At 30.6% G+C, this 17950-nt stretch carries 21 protein-coding genes; all 21 read right to left on the reverse strand.

Features of this window, described 5'->3' with window-relative positions:
• Positions 1–17: 17 nt before the first annotated feature.
• The gene (rsmG, locus tag C4N20_RS00060) at positions 18–719 is read right to left on the reverse strand and encodes a 16S rRNA (guanine(527)-N(7))-methyltransferase RsmG (RefSeq protein ID WP_005982197.1); all 702 of its coding nucleotides are present in this window, start codon (positions 717–719) and stop codon (positions 18–20) included.
• 2 nt (positions 720–721) lie between these two features.
• Entirely contained in the window at positions 722–2608 is a 1887-nt protein-coding gene (gene mnmG / locus C4N20_RS00065) for a tRNA uridine-5-carboxymethylaminomethyl(34) synthesis enzyme MnmG (protein WP_005982195.1), read from the reverse strand.
• Between the two features lie 27 nt (positions 2609–2635).
• Positions 2636–3292, reverse strand: coding sequence for a potassium channel family protein (locus C4N20_RS00070; protein ID WP_005982193.1), 657 nt, complete (start codon positions 3290–3292; stop codon positions 2636–2638).
• A gap of 26 nt (positions 3293–3318) precedes the next feature.
• Positions 3319–4656, reverse strand: coding sequence for a TrkH family potassium uptake protein (locus tag C4N20_RS00075; protein WP_005982192.1), 1338 nt, complete (start codon positions 4654–4656; stop codon positions 3319–3321).
• 183 nt (positions 4657–4839) lie between these two features.
• Complete coding sequence (pepT, locus tag C4N20_RS00080; RefSeq protein ID WP_005982190.1) at positions 4840–6081, reverse strand: peptidase T; 1242 nt, start codon at positions 6079–6081, stop codon at positions 4840–4842.
• Between the two features lie 77 nt (positions 6082–6158).
• On the reverse strand, positions 6159–7547 hold the full coding sequence (locus C4N20_RS00085) for an MATE family efflux transporter (protein WP_005982188.1): 1389 nt from the start codon (positions 7545–7547) through the stop codon (positions 6159–6161).
• A gap of 37 nt (positions 7548–7584) precedes the next feature.
• Positions 7585–8019 (reverse strand): MarR family winged helix-turn-helix transcriptional regulator, encoded by a 435-nt coding sequence (locus C4N20_RS00090; RefSeq protein ID WP_005982187.1) that lies wholly within the window; start codon positions 8017–8019, stop codon positions 7585–7587.
• A 308-nt stretch (positions 8020–8327) separates the two neighbouring features.
• Positions 8328–8798: a phage holin family protein gene (locus tag C4N20_RS00095; protein ID WP_005982184.1), complete on the reverse strand. Its 471-nt coding sequence runs from the start codon at positions 8796–8798 to the stop codon at positions 8328–8330.
• 13 nt (positions 8799–8811) lie between these two features.
• Positions 8812–9300, reverse strand: a complete 489-nt coding sequence (locus C4N20_RS00100; RefSeq protein ID WP_005982182.1) for a hypothetical protein — start codon at positions 9298–9300, stop codon at positions 8812–8814.
• A gap of 12 nt (positions 9301–9312) precedes the next feature.
• Positions 9313–9885 (reverse strand): hypothetical protein, encoded by a 573-nt coding sequence (locus C4N20_RS00105; protein WP_005982180.1) that lies wholly within the window; start codon positions 9883–9885, stop codon positions 9313–9315.
• Positions 9886–9928: 43 nt separating this feature from the next.
• Entirely contained in the window at positions 9929–10453 is a 525-nt protein-coding gene (locus tag C4N20_RS00110; protein ID WP_005982178.1) for a hypothetical protein, read from the reverse strand.
• Between the two features lie 72 nt (positions 10454–10525).
• Positions 10526–11233 (reverse strand): hypothetical protein, encoded by a 708-nt coding sequence (locus tag C4N20_RS00115; RefSeq protein ID WP_005982177.1) that lies wholly within the window; start codon positions 11231–11233, stop codon positions 10526–10528.
• Positions 11234–11245: 12 nt separating this feature from the next.
• Positions 11246–11797: a putative phage tail protein gene (locus C4N20_RS00120; protein WP_005982174.1), complete on the reverse strand. Its 552-nt coding sequence runs from the start codon at positions 11795–11797 to the stop codon at positions 11246–11248.
• Entirely contained in the window at positions 11798–12856 is a 1059-nt protein-coding gene (locus tag C4N20_RS00125) for a baseplate J/gp47 family protein (RefSeq protein WP_005982172.1), read from the reverse strand. It abuts the gene before it with no gap.
• Positions 12853–13305, reverse strand: coding sequence for a DUF2634 domain-containing protein (locus C4N20_RS00130; RefSeq protein WP_005982170.1), 453 nt, complete (start codon positions 13303–13305; stop codon positions 12853–12855). The genes C4N20_RS00125 and C4N20_RS00130 overlap by 4 nt, the downstream gene beginning before the upstream one ends.
• A complete protein-coding gene (locus tag C4N20_RS00135; protein WP_005982168.1) occupies positions 13284–13838 on the reverse strand; it encodes a DUF2577 family protein in 555 nt (184 codons plus the stop codon). Before C4N20_RS00135 ends, C4N20_RS00130 begins: the two co-directional genes overlap by 22 nt.
• A complete protein-coding gene (locus tag C4N20_RS00140; protein WP_005982166.1) occupies positions 13835–14812 on the reverse strand; it encodes an XkdQ/YqbQ family protein in 978 nt (325 codons plus the stop codon). The genes C4N20_RS00135 and C4N20_RS00140 overlap by 4 nt, the downstream gene beginning before the upstream one ends.
• A complete protein-coding gene (locus C4N20_RS00145) occupies positions 14805–15245 on the reverse strand; it encodes a hypothetical protein (protein WP_005982164.1) in 441 nt (146 codons plus the stop codon). The genes C4N20_RS00140 and C4N20_RS00145 overlap by 8 nt, the downstream gene beginning before the upstream one ends.
• Positions 15246–15258: 13 nt before the next feature.
• Positions 15259–17130 (reverse strand): phage tail tape measure protein, encoded by a 1872-nt coding sequence (locus C4N20_RS00150; protein WP_005982162.1) that lies wholly within the window; start codon positions 17128–17130, stop codon positions 15259–15261.
• 108 nt (positions 17131–17238) lie between these two features.
• Positions 17239–17385 carry a hypothetical protein gene (locus C4N20_RS16410; RefSeq protein ID WP_005982160.1) on the reverse strand — a complete coding sequence of 49 codons (147 nt, stop codon included), beginning with the start codon at positions 17383–17385 and terminating at the stop codon, positions 17239–17241.
• A gap of 151 nt (positions 17386–17536) precedes the next feature.
• Positions 17537–17950 carry a phage tail assembly chaperone gene (locus tag C4N20_RS00155; RefSeq protein WP_005982158.1) on the reverse strand — a complete coding sequence of 138 codons (414 nt, stop codon included), beginning with the start codon at positions 17948–17950 and terminating at the stop codon, positions 17537–17539.

A 17950-nucleotide genomic window follows, 5' to 3' on the forward strand; every position in this document is an offset into this window, starting at 1 on the left:
TTCCTCCTCCTGCGGTTTTATAGAGGCCTTTTCAAAGGTATCCCTGCTCTTCTTGGATACTTTTTATCATTAAAATCAATTTTTTCAATTCTTATAACCACTCTTGGATCTTTAGAAAAAGGCAGCTGCAAATTATATATTTCAACTATTTTACTTTGCAGTATATTTAAAGCATTTTCTGCTTCTGTTTCTTCTCCAGTCCCTTCCATTTTTTGTGATAAGAACTCACCATTTACCTTTAAAAAAGGAATTATGTACTCTAGAATAGTACTGAGCTTAGATACCCCTCTGCACAGTCCTAAATCATAAGTTTGTCTATTTCCATCAGTTATGTAATCCTCTGCTCTGGAAGTTACTACATTGACATTATCCAGTCTCAGATTTTCTTTTACCAGTTCAAGAAATTTAGTCTTCTTTCCAATAGAATCCATTAATGTAAATTCTATATCAGGATTGAATATTGCCAGTACCATTCCTGGAAATCCTGCTCCTGTACCAATATCTATTGCTTTTTTACTTTCACGTTTAATAAGATTCTGAAGTAAAAGAGAATCTAAAAAATGCTTTTCTATTATACTTTTTTCATCTCTCAATGCAGTAAGGTTAGTATGTGAATTATATTCAGTTAATAATTCCAGATACTTTATAAGATTATCTACTTTTTTATCTGTATATTCAATATTTAATTTTTTTATTCCTTCTAATAGGAATTCTCTCATGATTAATTACCTCTCGTTTTTAAATATATTAATAATACTTGAATATCTGCTGGGGAAACTCCTGATATCCTTGAAGCCTGACCTATATTATATGGTCTCACTGCTTTAAGTTTATCCTTTGCCTCTTTTGGTATATTTTCCAAAGAATCATAATCTAGGTCTTCAGGAAGTTTTTTATTTTCCAGACTTTTATGCTTTTCTATCATTTTCATTGACCTTTCTATGTATCCTGAATATTTTACCTGAACTTCTACTTGATATTCTGTATCTTTAGAATAATCTCCCAACTCTAAATCTGAAAGCTCAGCTATGTATTTTATGTCAGAATATTTTACATCTGGTCTTCTTAAAAGTTCAAAATATGTAGTTCCATCTTTTAATTCAGCTTCTCCATATTTTCTCAATACTTCATTTACTCTTGGATTGCTAGGTCCTACATAGTTTCCTTTTAATTTTTCTTTTATTATTTCTACATCTTTACCCTTTTGTACTACTCTCAAATATTCCTCTTCTGGAAGAAGTCCCACTTCATATCCAATCTTTGAAAGTCTCAAGTCTGCGTTATCCTCTCTCAAAGCCAGTCTGTATTCACTTCTTGCAGTAAACATTCTATATGGTTCGTTAGTTCCCTTAGATACCAAATCATCTACAAGCGTTCCCATATATGAGTCTGCTCTATCTAATATTATAGGCTCTTTCCCCTGTAATTTTCTTACTGCATTTATTCCTGCTAAAAGCCCTTGTGCTCCTGCTTCTTCATATCCAGATGTTCCATTTATCTGTCCAGCTAGAAATAGATTTTCTACTGTTTTACTTTCAAGTGTATATTTTATCTCTTGTGGAGGAACATAATCATATTCAATTGCATATCCATATCTCATAATATGGGCATTTTCCAATCCTACTATATTTTTTACCATCTCATCCTGTACATCTGTTGGAAGGGAAGATGAAAGCCCTCCTAAGTATATTTCTGTTGTATCATACCCTTCTCTTTCAAGAAAAAGATGGTGCTGGTTTTTATCTCCATATCTGAATACTTTATCTTCTATAGATGGGCAGTACCTAGGCCCAGTTCCGTGAATAGTTCCATTGAATAATGGCGATCTTTCTCTATTATTTTTAATTATATCATGCACAATTTCATTTGTGTGAGCTATATAACATGAAATCTGCTTTCTTCCTTCCAGTTCTTCATTTGGTGTTCTAGTAGAAAATTTTAATATGTCATCAGTTTCTCCAGGCTGCTCTTCAATCTTGGAGAAATCTACTGTTCTGGCATCTATTCTCGACGGTGTTCCAGTTTTAAATCTGGCTAATTTCAATCCTGCTTTTTCCAAAGATAAAGGTAAATCATCTGAAGAAAGTTCTCCCATTCTTCCACCACTAAAGTGTTTGTCTCCAATGTGAATAAGTCCTCTCAAGAAGGTTCCAGTGGCTATAATTACAAATTTCGCTCTGTATTCCACTCCCTCTCTTGTTTTTACTCCAATTACCTTTCCATCTTCAATTATAATATCAGTTACCATTCCCTGAATAGTAGTTAAATTATCACAATTTTCAATAGTTTTTTTCATTTCTTTACTATATCTTACTTTATCTGCCTGAGCTCTTAAAGATCTTACAGCAGGCCCTTTTTTAGTATTAAGTATTCTTATTTGGATGTATGTTTTATCAATGTTTCTTCCCATCTCTCCACCTAGAGCATCTATTTCTCTTATGAGATGTGACTTTGCTGGTCCTCCAAGGGAAGGATTGCATGACATTACTCCTATATTATCCAAAGTTATAGTAAAAATAGCTGTTTGAGCTCCCATTCTGGCAGCAGCTAATCCAGCTTCACATCCTGCATGTCCTGCACCTACTACAATGACATCAAAATTTTGCATTTGTTCCTCCTAAATATATAAATTAAATTATTTTAAATTCTCTAAATAATCAGCAGTTTTATTATCAGTAATAACTAACAATACATCACCTTTCTCTATTAGAGTGTCTGCTGATAGGTTTGGTCTAAAAGATTGATCTTCTTTTTTTATTCCAACTACGTTTACATTATATTTTTTTCTAATATCTAATTCTACCATAGTTTTTCCCCAGAAAACAGATGGAGCTTTTACTTCTAATAATAAAAATTCTGAAGAAAATCTCAAATGTTCTATCATATTAGGTTCCATAGCCAGTTGAGCTACCCTTCTTCCCATATATTCCTCTGGATAAATTACTTTTGTAGCACCTATTTTAGCCAAAACCTTTCCGTGACTTTTACTTACAGCCTTCGCTATTATTTTTTCTATTCCAAGTTCTTTCAAGTTTAGAGTTATCATTATACTTGGTTCTATATCCCCAGTACATACAAATGCTATATCATAGTTGCTCACTCCCAGCTCTTTTAAACTTTTTACATCAGTTGCATCCATTACAACAGCATTATCTACAATATTGCTGTTTATTGCTTCCTGAACAAGTTCTTCATCTATGTCTAAAGCTAAAACTTCTTCGTTAGATTCATATAAAGTCTGTGCTACACTTGTTCCAAATCTTCCAAGACCTATAACTAAATACTGTTTCATTGTATCCTCCATTTATTTATGATTAACTACCCAACCAGAATATTTTCTTTTGGATATTTAGATAAAGCTTTTTTCTTTGTTTCTCCAATGGCTAAAGCAAATGTCATTGGTCCCAATCTTCCTATAAACATAGTTACTATTAAAAGAAGTTTTGAGAAAGTTGTAAGGTCTGGAGTTATTCCTAAAGTTAATCCTACTGTTCCAAAAGCTGAAATAACTTCAAACATTATCTCTTCTGGACTAAAGTTTTCGGCTATCAGCATAAGCATTATTACAATAATTACATAAGTTATTGCAAGAACCAATATAGCCAGTGCTCTGTTCATTATTTCCCAGTCAAGCCTTCTGTTGAATATCTCTACATTTTCTTTCTTTTTCACTATTCCTATGACATAAAATAATATTACCCCAAAAGTTGTAGTTTTTATTCCTCCTCCTGTTGACCCTGGAGAAGCTCCTATAAACATCAAAATACAGCACATAAAAATTGTTGAATTTCTAAGTTCTCCAAGAGGAATAGTATTAAATCCTGCCGTTCTCAATGTAACACTTTGGAAATATGAAGCCAGTACCTTTTGGACAAAATTCAAATCTCCTAAAGTTGCTGGATTTGAATATTCAAGTACAAAGAATAAAATCATTCCTCCAAAAGTTAAAATTACTGACATTATAATAGCAACTTTTGATGTTAAGTTAAATCTGTCTATTCCTCTTCTTATTACCATAATAACTGAAGTAATTACTGCAAATCCTATCCCTCCAAGAGTTATTAGATAACCGATAGTAAGATTTATAACAGGATTAGCTTTATATGCTTCCAGATTATTGGAGAAAAGGGCAAACCCAGCATTACAAAATGCTGAAATCGAATGAAATATTCCATAAAATACTGCTTTATTCAATGGCATTTCTTTAGAAAATTCCCATGTGAGAATTATTGCTCCTATACTTTCTATAATAAAGACTGTGAGGAGAAGTTTTTTTATAAAACTTGATATCTCTCCACTGCTGTCTGCGTTTCTTTCCTCTTTTAAAAGTTCCCTCTCATAAAAAGTCATTCTTTTTCCCATTACCAGAAAGAGAATTGATGAAAATGTCATTACTCCAAGTCCACCTAACTGTATAAAAAATATTATTATCAAATCTCCTGCTGGACTGAATACCTTACTTACATCTACCACTGTCAATCCCGTTACACACACTGCTGATACAATTGTAAACAAAGAAGATAAAAAGTTTAATTTTTCCCCTTCTCTAAGCGAGAAAGGCATCATTAAAATAAATGTTCCTAACAGTATTGCAAGTAAAAATCCTAATATCAGCTTCCTTGAAGGTGATAATTTTTTAAAATAATCGATATTCATAACCATGCCTCACAATTTCGTTCTATATTTATTTTTCTCAAAAAAATATTTTTCCATATCTTATTAATTATACATTATTTTATCCCCCCTTTCAATCTTAAAAAAAACTACTTTACAAAATAATGTAAAATTAAAAGAACCTGCATCTAATTATACATTAGACTCAGGTCCTCATTTTCTTTTTTATTTTTCTTCAAAATTCATTTTTGCTAAATTTTCAGCTATTTTTACAATAAGATCTCTGGCTTTTTCCATTGATTGAATACACACATATTCATATTTCCCATGGAAATTATGTCCACCAGTGAAAAGATTTGGACAAGGAAGTCCTTTATAAGAAAGTCTTGCACCATCTGTTCCACCTCTTATAGGTTTGATACAAGGTTTGATATTAAGCTCTTCCATTGATTTATGAGCAAGATCTATAACATACATTACTGGCTCTATCTTTTCTTTCATATTATAATAACTGTCTTTTACTTCTATTTCTATCTCTGCATCTTTATATTTTTTTGCTAAGTATTGTACAGCATCTTTTATAAGGATTTTTTTCTCATTGAATTTTTTCATTGAATGATCTCTAATTATGTAGTTCATTGAAGTGTCTTCCACTGTTCCTTTCATATCATTTAACAGGAAGAACCCTTCATAATTTTCAGTATATTCTGGTCTTTGTTCCACTGGAAGCATTGAATTTAATTCCATTCCAATAAGGATTGAGTTTATCATACTGTTTTTAGCTGTTCCAGGATGAATATCTCTTCCTTTTATTTTAATTACAGCAGAAGCAGCATTAAAGTTTTCATATTCTAACTCTCCTATCTCTCCTCCATCTACTGTATAGGCAAATTTACAATCAAATTTCTTTACATCAAAAAGATTTGCTCCTCTTCCGATTTCTTCATCTGGTGTAAATCCTATTTTTATCTTTCCATGCTTAATTTCAGGATGATCCTTTAAATATTTTATAGCTTCTATTATCTCTACTATTCCAGCTTTATCATCTGCTCCTAATAAAGTTTTTCCATCTGTAACTATAAGGTCTTGCCCTATATAGTTTTTTAAATGTTCAAAATCTTTTGGAGAAAGGATTATTTCCATTTCTTTATTTAAAATGATATCTTCTCCATTATAATTTTCTATAATTTTTGGATTTACTCCTCTTCCATTGTAAGTAGGTGCTGTATCCATATGTGCTATAAACCCAATTGTAGGAATGTCTAAGTCACAGTTTGCTGGCAGTGCTGCCATTACATATCCGTTTTCATCTAATGATATTTCTTCAAGCCCCAATTCTTTCAGATCTTCTATTATCACTTTTGCTAAGTCCCATTGTATATTGCTGCTTGGACATGCTTTGCTTGAAGGATCTGAATCTGTATCAATTTTTACATACTTTAAAAATCTTTCAACTAAATTATTCATTAATAACAACTCCTTATATAATTTTAGTATCTTTATTTTAGTACTTTTTTGAAATTATTTCAATCTCTATTTCTTTTTTATTTTTCACTTGCCAATATAAGTTCTTCTTCTCTAGCTATCTGAAGCTGTTTTAATTGTTTCATTTCTCTTTTTATCAGAATAAATGTCAACATAGTTGCAATAAGGTCAGCTGTTGGAGCGGCAAACCATATTCCAGTCAATCCAAACATTCTAGACATTATTATTATACAAGGAATTAAAACTATTATTTGTCTTGAAAGACTTATAAACAAGCTTAACTTAGGTTTTCCTACTGCCTGGAAATATACTGAAGATATTATCTGGAATCCTATTATAGGAAACATCATTGTATTTATTCTAAGCCCATGGGCTGCTATGTCCAATAACGCTTTTTCTCTTGTAAATATAAAGATAAAATATTTTGATAAGAATTGAATAGTTAAAAAATCTATCATACATATTATAGAAGCCCCAAGTATAGCTTTACGAAGTGCTTCTCTTACTCTCGAATAAAGTTTCGCTCCATAGTTATACCCTAATATTGGCTGAACTCCCTGATTAATACCAAATATAGGCATAGCAAGGAATATAGTTATTGCCTGAATAATTGCCATTGCTCCTATGGAATTATCTCCACCATATATTTTTAATGTACTGTTAAAAGTATAATTTACTAAACTTGATCCCATTTGTAATGCAAATGGAGATGAACCTAAAGCCATTATATTTTTAATTTTTTCCCATTGCAGTCTCATATTTTTAAAATGTAATTTAAGACCACTGAAACTTGATTTAAAATAGAAAATAGTCCAGGCTGCTGAAATATACTGAGAAATAATAGTAGCCCAAGCTGCTCCTGCCACTCCCATGTTCATTCCAAATATAAAGATAGGGTCAAGCACTATATTTATTATAGCTCCAATCAGCAAAGTTACCATTGACATTTTTGGATTACCATCTGAACGAATAGCTGCATTGGCTACATAACCAACTATAGTTGCTGGAAAACCATATGCTACTATCCATAAATATTCTCTTGTATATCTGCTTGTATTTTCACTTCCACCTAATATCTCAACTAACTTATCCATATAAAGCAGCACAAATACTGCTATAACCAAAGAGATGATTATTCCATATCCGATTCCATTACCTAAATATTTTTCAGCTTCATCTTTTTGTTTTCTTCCAAGACTCAAAGATATATTCGTTGCTCCTCCAAGTCCTATCAGTACAGCGAAGGCAAATACAAAGATTGTAACTGGAAAAGTAAGTCCTACCCCAGCTATTGCAAAGTGCCCCACATCTTTTATATTTCCAATATATATTCTATCAACTATACTATACAAAGCATTTACAAGCATTCCAATTATAGCTGGAAGTGAAAATTGTACTAAAAGCTTTGTTATTTTTTCCGTTCCCATAAATTGATGTTTATTTTTCATTTACTCCTCCTAAAACTTCTCTGTTACATTTTAAATTTCACCATTTCTCCAAAAGTTTGGACATTATCCTTTTTAAAGTATCTATCTCATCTTTTTCCAGTATTTGTTCTACTTTTCTATGAAATATCTCTGATACATCAAAAATAACTCCTATTACTTCTTCTGCTCTCTCTCCCAATTCTAAGTGCATAACTCTTCTGTCTTTAGAACAAACTCTTTTTCTAACATACCCTTTCTTTTCCAGCTTATTTACAAGAATAGTTACTGTTGATTTATCTTTTGATATTTTCTCAGTTATTTCCTTCATAGAAAGAGTTTTAAAAACATATAACACTATCATTATCCTTATATGAGAATAACCTAAGTCTGTTATTCCCTTTTTTCTCAATTCTTCATCCATAAAAATTCTGCTTCTATGATGAGCTCTAGACAGATAACTGTACAATGAATTTCCAAAAGCTTCATTTTTCATTTTTTCATCACCTGCCTTTTAATTTAACACAAAATTAGTTTTATGTCAAACTATTATTTATCTCTATATATGCAATATTTCTATGGAAGGCAGATATTTTCTTGTATTTTTATAAATATTCATTTTTATTATATTTTAATTAAAAATATGATTATTTTTTTAAAGCTGCTTTACATACAGGCTTTGTAAAAATATTGTTAGTTGTTTGTTAGCTATAACAATGTTTTAAATCATATAAAATAACACTTTGGGCGTGATATAATACAAAAAAAGGAAGCCTTTTAGCTTCCTTTTCACTTAATTTTTTATTATTCCCTCTGCTTATCTTTTTTTATTTCTTGTTTATCTCTACATTGTTCTAACATATTTTTTAATTGCTTTGGTACTGGTAAACCTGCATTTATTACATTTTCCAAAATACTTAGCCCTTCATTAGCAAAATAAAAACATATAACTAAGTATCTACAATTGTATTTAAAGCCTTTTGTTTCTAGTATTTCATCCGCCAATGCTGCAAGAGCAACAACACAAAACATTGCAGCTTTTCTTGGAATTCCTTTAAATCCTACCTTACTGTTAGTAGAACCACTTTTTGTAGATTTAAATATACCTGTTATAAAATCTATAACCATTGCTCCAAAGAGACAATAAATAAATTTGTCCTTTCCACCTACTGCATAAAAAAACCAAGAAACCAGCATCCCTACCACTATAACTCCTTTATCTACAAGTATTTTGATTACTTCTACAAACATATTCCATATTTCTTTACATTCCAATTTTAACTCTCCTTTATAACTTAATCCCTGCTTTTACTCCACCAACTAAATTAGAGTTTCCTTTAAAATCAGTTCTTCCCTCCAGATATCCCTCTACAAATCCTTTTCTATTAATATCTTTCTGCATTTGCCCTGCTACTTTTAATATATCCTTTGTAGCTCCTGTGGTTGCTGTTTTAAGGATTTCATTCACAATTGTGAGTTGTTTATCCTTTGTGCTTTTAAAAGTCTTTTGAAGTGTTTTTAGAGCTTCTTCTATTAAAGAAATTATAAATTTTTCTGATATAAGCCATGACAAATAAAAAGGTATTTTCTTTTTAAATTCCTTTATTGCATATTCTAGCTTTTGTTTTCCCTGTCCTGCTATAAACTCTTCTTCTGCTCTAGTTACCACATAGCAGGCTATTACCCACAAACTTTCTTTTTTATATCTATACAAGTAATAGATTCCAGCTATAGATAAAATAATTGTTATTATTAAAAGTATTGTTTCTCTATTCATTTAGCACTCTCCTTATTTCCAGTTATTTTCTATATTGTTATATCTTCTTTTAACATCCTGTGGCTGTTCTCTTCCCCATTTTGTTTCCTTTAACTTGAAGTTTAAAATATCTTCAGATTTTAATATTTTTTTACCTTTTATAAATCTGTGCATAAGCCCATTTTTACTAAGATTATATTGATTATGATAATCTACCAAATGTACAAAAGTTTTTTCATTTTCAAATTCTGGCATTCCTTCCAATGAAGCCACATAATTTACCATCTGGTTTATATGTTCTTTATCCAGTTTATCTATATGTGTTCTAAATAACTTCAATCTTTCATTAAGATATCCTATATCTTTATCAAGCTTTAACAACTTATTTATATCATAATCCGAAAATCCACAGATATTCTTTAAGAAATTTCTTGCCTTTATATTATGCTTCACATCAAACTGGCTTCTTCCGAAGCTATACCCTGATTTCCCACCTGCATAACTAAATTTACAGATCACATTTTCATTTCCTGATATTTCGTTTAAAGATATTACATACATAATTTTTTCTAAATTTATATTTTCCATTATCTGTCTTATATTCATTATAACCCCCTTAAAAATTATTTTTTAAACTGAATAATTTCCATTATAAAGCCTTTATTTTCTCTTGTAGGTTATTTATATCAACCTCTAAAATAGCCATTCTTTCTGTTATTGCTTTTATTTCCTCATCAATGGGAAATTTAGAGCCTTCTAATATTCTTTTCTCATCTTCCAGTTTATAGTATTCTAAAATTTTATTTTTTCTTATTTCTATCAGTTCTGCTTTTTTCATTCCCTCTTCCCAAATATTCAATTCTCTATTCCAGTTGGGTCTTAGTAAATCTTTGGGAGCTTCTACATAAATTATTTTCCCATCTTTTGCATACTCTCCATTTCGTAAAAGATCTAATCTATTATTTAATAAAATAAGTTCTCCTCTAGTCTTTTCTCTAAGAACTCCATTATCTAAAATAGGATGTTCTATTTTTTTGAAAGAATAGTACATCTCACTTCCATTCCAAGAAGGATAGAATTTCGCTGGATTTTCTTTAAATTCCATTTCTCCTAATATATATGGAATACCTATTACTTCTAAATTTTTATTATAAATATATGCTAATGTTGACATTTTATCATCCCCTTTTTGTTATTTTGTTTTCTATTTTTTACTATGTATAAATTATTCAATTTCATCAAAAATTTAATTTGCAGCTACATAAATAATTTGACCAGTGTATAACGCTTTTTGTGATATGTCACTAACAAACCACTCAAATCTATTGTCTGGATACATGTACATTTCCCCAGTTGCTTCAAGAGGGTCATCACCGCAGAGTGCTCCGCCACCTGTAGTTAAAGGAACGCACCAAACTGGGAAATTTGAAAATTGACCAGTCTTAGTATTAGGAGTGTTGGAAAGAATCGAAAGGATACATGTTTTACCAATTCTTTCGATTGTCACGTCCAAACCATAATAACTAAACGTTTGTTTGTTGTAATAAAATAAGGTGTTTAACTTTAATAATAAATCATCATTTGATATTGCTACATATTTCGTATTTTCTGGATAATATAAGTTATTGTCTACTAAACACTTATAAATAGATTTACTTACATTGTCCCAGTATGCTTTTCCAGCTTGCTTAAGATTATTATTATTTAGCTCTCCTCCGTATTCTAACCCTAAAATTTTAATCAAGTTAAGATCTATTTCTGTTTTTAAATCACTTGCTTTTCCTGAATATGTGCCTTTATCAAGTTTATTGTTGCCTAAATCAATTAATGTCTTGTTAGTTGTTTCAGCATTTTGGTCTAATTTATCATAATTTTCAGAAATATGTTTCGCTACATCAACAAAATCATTCGGTTCTGGTTTTAGCAATTTCAAAAAATTTGTTAATATCCCCATTAGTTCCCTCCTTTATTCTATTCCTGCTTTTTGGTAAATTTCATCCCAAGTAAATGGCTCTAACTCTTCCCATTTGTAAGGTGATAATTCTCCCCAAGTTCTATATCTAATTCTTATTTCATAAGTCAGGTGTGCTGGCTTGATAATTTCTATTATTTGTCTGAAATCGTCCATATTAGGTGGAATCCCTATTATGCCTGTAAAAATTATTTCAAATAAATATTCTTCGTTGTGTTCTACAACTTGCACATCCCCATTTGTAAAAGCATTCCCAACCCTCACAATCATTTCTTTTGTTGTAGTTCCATAACTTCTAAGTTTAGAAATTAAATTTTCTCTTCGTTCTTGTATATTGGTAGTTTCATCCCCAACAGGTAGTCCGAAAATTCTTTCCCAAATTGGTAGTGACCAGGTAGCAGTATAAATAAAGAATTGTTTTAGTACATCTTCACTTGTAAAATCAATAACTTCTAGTTCACTTTGAATAGTTTTTTGCAATACTATTATTTCTGCTATAGTTCTATAATATTTTGGCATATGCTGCATAAGTCTTTTGGCCTCCATCTATATCACTTCCTTCTGTAAAGTTATTGATGCAAGCTCTGGTATCTCTTCTTCTTGTAAATCGATATTTAATACCCCATCATTTAACTGCAAATCACTATAATCTACTACTCCCTGTACATTTAAAAGTGTATTTCCTACCTGTGCATAACTAACATAATTTTGATTAAACCCAATTTTTTTAAAGTATTCTCTAACCTCTTCCTCAAATTCTTTTTTTACTTCTTCAAAATCAACATTTTTAGAAATTTTCACAATTCCTGTAATTGCTATTCCTTTATTTATGGCACTTTTAACTGTTACAGTTGCCCCAATTGGTCGTACTTCTTCTAAATAGTCTCTTACTCTTTGCTGTAATTCCTCATCTGCTGCTTGGATATCTATATTTACTATAACCACTTTCACTGTTCCTGGTCCTGCCCAAAGTGGAAAAACCCTAACTCCCCCAACCCCTTCTACTTCTAGGCACCATTTTTTATAATGATAAATATTTCCTGATGTAACTGGCTCCCTTACTTTAAAATAATACCTTTCTCGCAGTTCATTGTCTTTCTCTCCATCATACCCATCTGTAGTTGCTAGCTTATTTGTAACTCTTTGTAACCCTGGAATTGTAACTGGAAAATTTACTATAGTACCTATTGGTACATTGTATTCTGATCCAGCTTTTTCACTTTCAATAGGTACTAATATTTCTCCTTGCTCTGGAATTTCTTTTTCTTCTGTAGTTAAGTAAATATATGTATCTGAAGCAACTTTTGTTCCTATTGTAATCACAGTTCCTATTGTTCCTTTTATTGTTACAAAACCTTTACTCTTTGTAGGTTGTCTTCTGAAAACCCCTACCTCTTTAGCTATATTATCCAAATATTCCCCTTCAGCAGTTTCCGCAAAAGAATTGAGAAAGATATAATCTAATTTTTGATAGAGTTCTTCTAATTCTATGCTTACTGGTGCTAAATTATCATAAAACAGCCCCCCTTCTGTTCTATCATATTCCTCATTTACATTTTTGAGCATTCTATCTAATATCTCTTTTTGTTCTTTTTTTATTATCATAAATAACCCTCCCACTCAAATTCTTGGAAGTCCTTTAACACTACTGTAAATTTAGTTTCCAATGTATGTTTTATTAGTTGTATATCTATGTTTTTTATTTCAATAATTTGTTTATTTTTTAATATTGTTTCTTTCAGCTCTCTTATGAATTCACTATATAAAACAGGAGTTGGAAATCTTTGCCCTTGTAAATTGGCTTTATAAGTCATTCCATATTGATTAATTCCATTACTTTTATAAATATTCCATTTATATTTCTCTGTCAAAAGTACTTTTTCTAGCCACATCCTTACAGCTCTTTCATCATCTGTTTTAATTAGTTTTCCATTTTTTCTTAGCATCTTCCCTTTTTTGAAATCAATTAGAAAGGTTTTTCCATTTGTCTCTTTTTGAATCTCTGCTACTTGTTTTGAATAAACAATAAAATTTATTTCTGGTAATATTCCCATTCAAGGCTCACCTCCGGAGCATAATTAAATACATCAACTACAAAAAATTTATCTTCCTCATAATTAGGTATTACTAAAACATACATTCCCGGAATTAAATTGAATACAGTCTGTAGTATAAATTTTCCTTTAGTTTTATTTTCCTTTTCATTATGGAATGCTGGTATTTGCATAGACTCTATAGAGCCGCTTTGAGATAAAGCTAGAACCGCTCCACCTTTTTCCGTACTTCCAGTTCCTGATGTAGAAAGGTTATCTATATTAACTTCAGAATTAGTTTTTCCTGAGATAAATGTATTATCTTGACTTTCATAATCTTTCATAGTACATTCTATAGCTAATCTATTTGTGATAGCATTAGAAAGATAAATCTTATCTGCATCTAATATCCCATAACCGCCCAATAATTCAATTGATATATCAGGAAGTGGCCTTAAAATTTTTCCTAAGACTGCTCCAATAGGCTTTGGATTATCTCTTTCTTTAAATTTTTCTGCCATGGCTATATCCCAAGCTTTTTGATTATCACTCATTCCTGATACACCTCCAGTTTTAATTCTGATTTATGAATCCCATTTTGTACTGTATGATTACTTTCTTTTATTAAATATTCTCCTTTTAAATTAAAAAATGGCAAGTTCAAATCTATCACTCTGCCACTTTTGACTTTATCATCCCCTAAGATAGTGATAGAAAAATTTTCAGTAATTCTATTTAATTTTTTTAACTCATTCTTTGCCACAAGTTTTGCTTTTTTATATTCCTTTTCATCAAGTATTACAACCTCTTGCAACATTCCATACTTTTTAATACTTTCTTGATCCTGTTCTTTTCCTACTGTTCTTACAGCTTCTTTATCTGCTGTTATTACCAAGACAGAGTTTTTCATATCAATAATAGATTTATTTAAAGAAACATTACCTACAAAATCAGCCACATTAACAAAGTGATTTTTATGTAGCTCATACTGCCCTGTTACCTTTATTTTTTTAAAAGGCCCTACTTTCAATATCCCTTTATCCATTTCAATAAAAAATTTCTTGGAATTGTGTTGTGAACATTGATTAATAATGTCATAAATCACTTCTGAAACAGCTTTATCTTTATATATTTTATCTATCTTAGTATCTAACCCAGAAACTTCAACTTTAATTCCAATTTCTTCACATAAAGATTTTACACATTCATTTCCTATCATTTTTTTAAATTGCCTGATAACTGTAGATTTATTCAAGTACCAAGCCATATCATATGCCACAAAGTTTGTTGTTTTTTCATTTAAGTTTTCTGATACAATAATAGCTTGAAGCAAACTTTCACCTTTATCATTTATAAGTTGTACACTATCCCCAAGTGTGATATCCCAAAGAAAGGAAAAGTTTTTATCATATCTATTTACTGCCACATCAAAATTTAACTCTGCTCCTAATGTATCAACACTATCACGCCAATTTAGATTAGCTGTATAAGCTGTTATATCCTTATCTTTTACAATAATTTTATACATTATTATCACTTCTTTGGATTGGTAAAATATATTCTTTTATTTCAAGTGTGTATGGAATATCTCCAACTTTATCTCTTAATGTATAAGTAAAGTTATATCTACAAAGCATATTTAAAACTACTTTATATCTATCTACTATGATTATCCTGATTGGGATTTTTAAATCTCTATATTTTTCTAAATAATCAATATATTCTTGTGGGTCTCTATATTTCAACCAACTTATAAAATTATATTTTTTACTAGGAAAAAAAGAGGAAAAGGAAAAATTTCTTAATCCTTTCCCTCCTATTAAATTTAAAACAGATCCATTTATTGTTTGGAATTCTTCATCTGTAGTTTCACAAACAATTGGCTCAATTCCCTGAACTACAGGAATTGTGATTGTTTCTTGTTGGTCATTTTCATTTTCTGCTATAAATATAATATCCAAACCCTGTACCTCCTTACATATTACCTATTGCTGCTATAACTTTTCTTCCTGTATATTCTGCATAACGTTCCATGTGTTCTCTTTCTCCAATAAAATTTCCACTAATATGAACATGTACTTCTACTTTTTGATTAGATTTTCCAATCATAGTTTTACTTTGTTCATGGCTCATTACTTTTGTTCCTGCTGGTAAGATAGCCGTTTCTGTTCTGCCACCTTCATTTATTTGTGTTTCACCACCTTTAAAATAACTTGTTCCAAGTGCTTTTCTTCCAATTGTTCTAGTTTTAGATTTATCTGAAGTTTTATTCTCTGTAATATTAATAGTTTTATCTTTTATTTCTGTATTATTCCAAAATTTAAGTTTATCAATAAGCCCACCAATAGCATTCTTAGCTGTATCTACTGGATTTTTTATCATTTCTAAAATAGGAATAAACTTATTTTTTATTACATCCCAGTTATCATAAATATTTTCTTTTAACCACAAAAATAAATTAATGGCTTGCCCTATAGGATTCCCAAACTTAATAAACCATTTAATCACACGTCCAATTGGATTATTGTCTAGCATTTCCCAAAGTTGTAAAGTTTTTGCTTTTACTATATCCCAATTTTTATATAACATCCAACCAATCCCAACCAGTGCAGCTACTGCTGTAATTACTAATCCAATTGGATTAGCATTCATAGCCATATTGAGAGCAATTTGTTGTATTGTAAGCCCTTTGGTTCTAGCTGCTTGTATACCATCCCATATAGTTTTCAATTTCATTGCCCCAACCATAGCTAAAGTGTAAGTTGATGAGATAAACATAACTGTCTTATATGCTGCCAGTGCCCCAACTACCGTATAAACTATTGGACTTATCCTATCCCAATTGTCAATAATGCTTTGTGCAATATCTATAGCCTGTCCTGCTCCTTCCAATAATATATTTTTAAATTCTTCAAGTGCAGGTTTTCCTTTATCCCATAAGCTACCAAACAACTGCTTGATTTTTTCAATATAAGGTTCTGCTTTGGAAATCATTTCTGATATTTTATCCACAGTTCCTAATAATAGCTCTTGAATAGATGGAATCTTTGTTTCAAACCAAGAAGCGAATTTGCCTAAATAAGGTAATAACTTTTTCCCAACTTCTTCTTTCATATCTCCCCACGCATTATTAGCTGCAACAATTTTTCCTTCATCTGTCTCACGTAAAGCTTTATTTGTTCCGCCAATAGAAGCTGTCAATTTTTTACTAATAAAATTAAGTTTTTGCTCTTGTTTCATTGTTTTAAAAACTTTTTCTTCTGCTGCTGTCAGTTGAACTCCATATTTTAACAACCCTTTTGTTTTGCCAGCCATAGCTTTTCCTATAACATCTGCCATACCTATACTGTCTTCTTGGGTTCCATTAAACCCCTTTTCTTTTGCTAGCATATCATTTAAATTGGGCATAAGTTTTTTTATTTGATCGGATTTCAACCCATACACTGCCAATTGTGAAGCTCCTGCAAGAGCGACTTCATCTCCGACTATACCCAAACCTTGAAGAGCACTTGCTTCATCTTTAATTGCTTGTATTTGGGAGGCAGAAGCGTTACTAGTTCGCTTCATATTTGTTTCTAACATTTTTTCAACTTTCAATTGAACTTTAGCTCCGTCAATAGATTGTTTTGCAAATAACCCTGCCGCTGCGGTTAATGCACCAAATCCTATAGCTGTATATTTTGCTGCTGTCTTCATAGATTCTTTTGTCGCGTTTCCAAAAGCTTTTACTTTATTACTTGCTTTCTGCAAATGTTTATCCATTGCTTTTGTATTTTTAGTTGCATTTTGTAATGGTTTTGTAAATTGATCTTTCAAGCTCAATAAAACATTTATATTCTTTGCCATTTTTCACCTCCTGTGTTCTACTATCTACTTGTATAACTCATTTAGAAGCCTTTCTTGATATTTTACTCATTGAGCAAATAGAAAGGCTTTAAAATCAATTTTACAAAGTTATCTCTTTTTAACTTTTGGTTGCTGTGTTGCTGGTCTGTTATTATTTACTGCTGAGTTATATTTTTTCTCTTTTCTTCTAAAATATAAATAAGTTCCACATACACCAATTATCAATCCTAAAAACCAATATCCTGCTATAGTCATAATTACCCCTCCTTATTCATTCTTTCAATTTCTAATTCCATTGTTGCAAGCATAAACATTTTTTCGGTTATATTTAAATTTAATAAGTAATCTATTTTAAATCCTTTCAATGTATAAAAAGAGAGGAATGCAATTTCAGCATCCCCCAATATTAGTTTTTTATTTCTTCAACCTCTTCTTCAATTAAATTTGATTTCTTCTTTTCATCCGCTAATCCATAAATCCCCAGTATTTTCTCTGCTAGTTTTCCAATTTCTCCCAAATTTTCATCAAAAACTTTAATCACTAATTCGTGAGGTTCTGCTACTCCATAAGCTGTTTGTAATTCTTTTTCTTTAAAGATTGGACAATGTTTTAAAATTATCTTGCAATTCATTTCATTTGAAGCTTCCATACCTCTTTCGTCTGTACTGTCCATGATTTTCATAATATCTCTTGCTTTTTGTTTTACAATTTCAATATTTCCTCCCAGAACTTCTGAATTAAAAAGAAATACTTTCATTTTATCATTTTCTGATTGCTGCTTTCTTGTAAGCAATGTTTCCAAAGTTATATTTTTAGTCAT

The organism is Fusobacterium ulcerans (assembly GCF_003019675.1).
GTDB classification, from domain to species: domain Bacteria; phylum Fusobacteriota; class Fusobacteriia; order Fusobacteriales; family Fusobacteriaceae; genus Fusobacterium_A; species Fusobacterium_A ulcerans.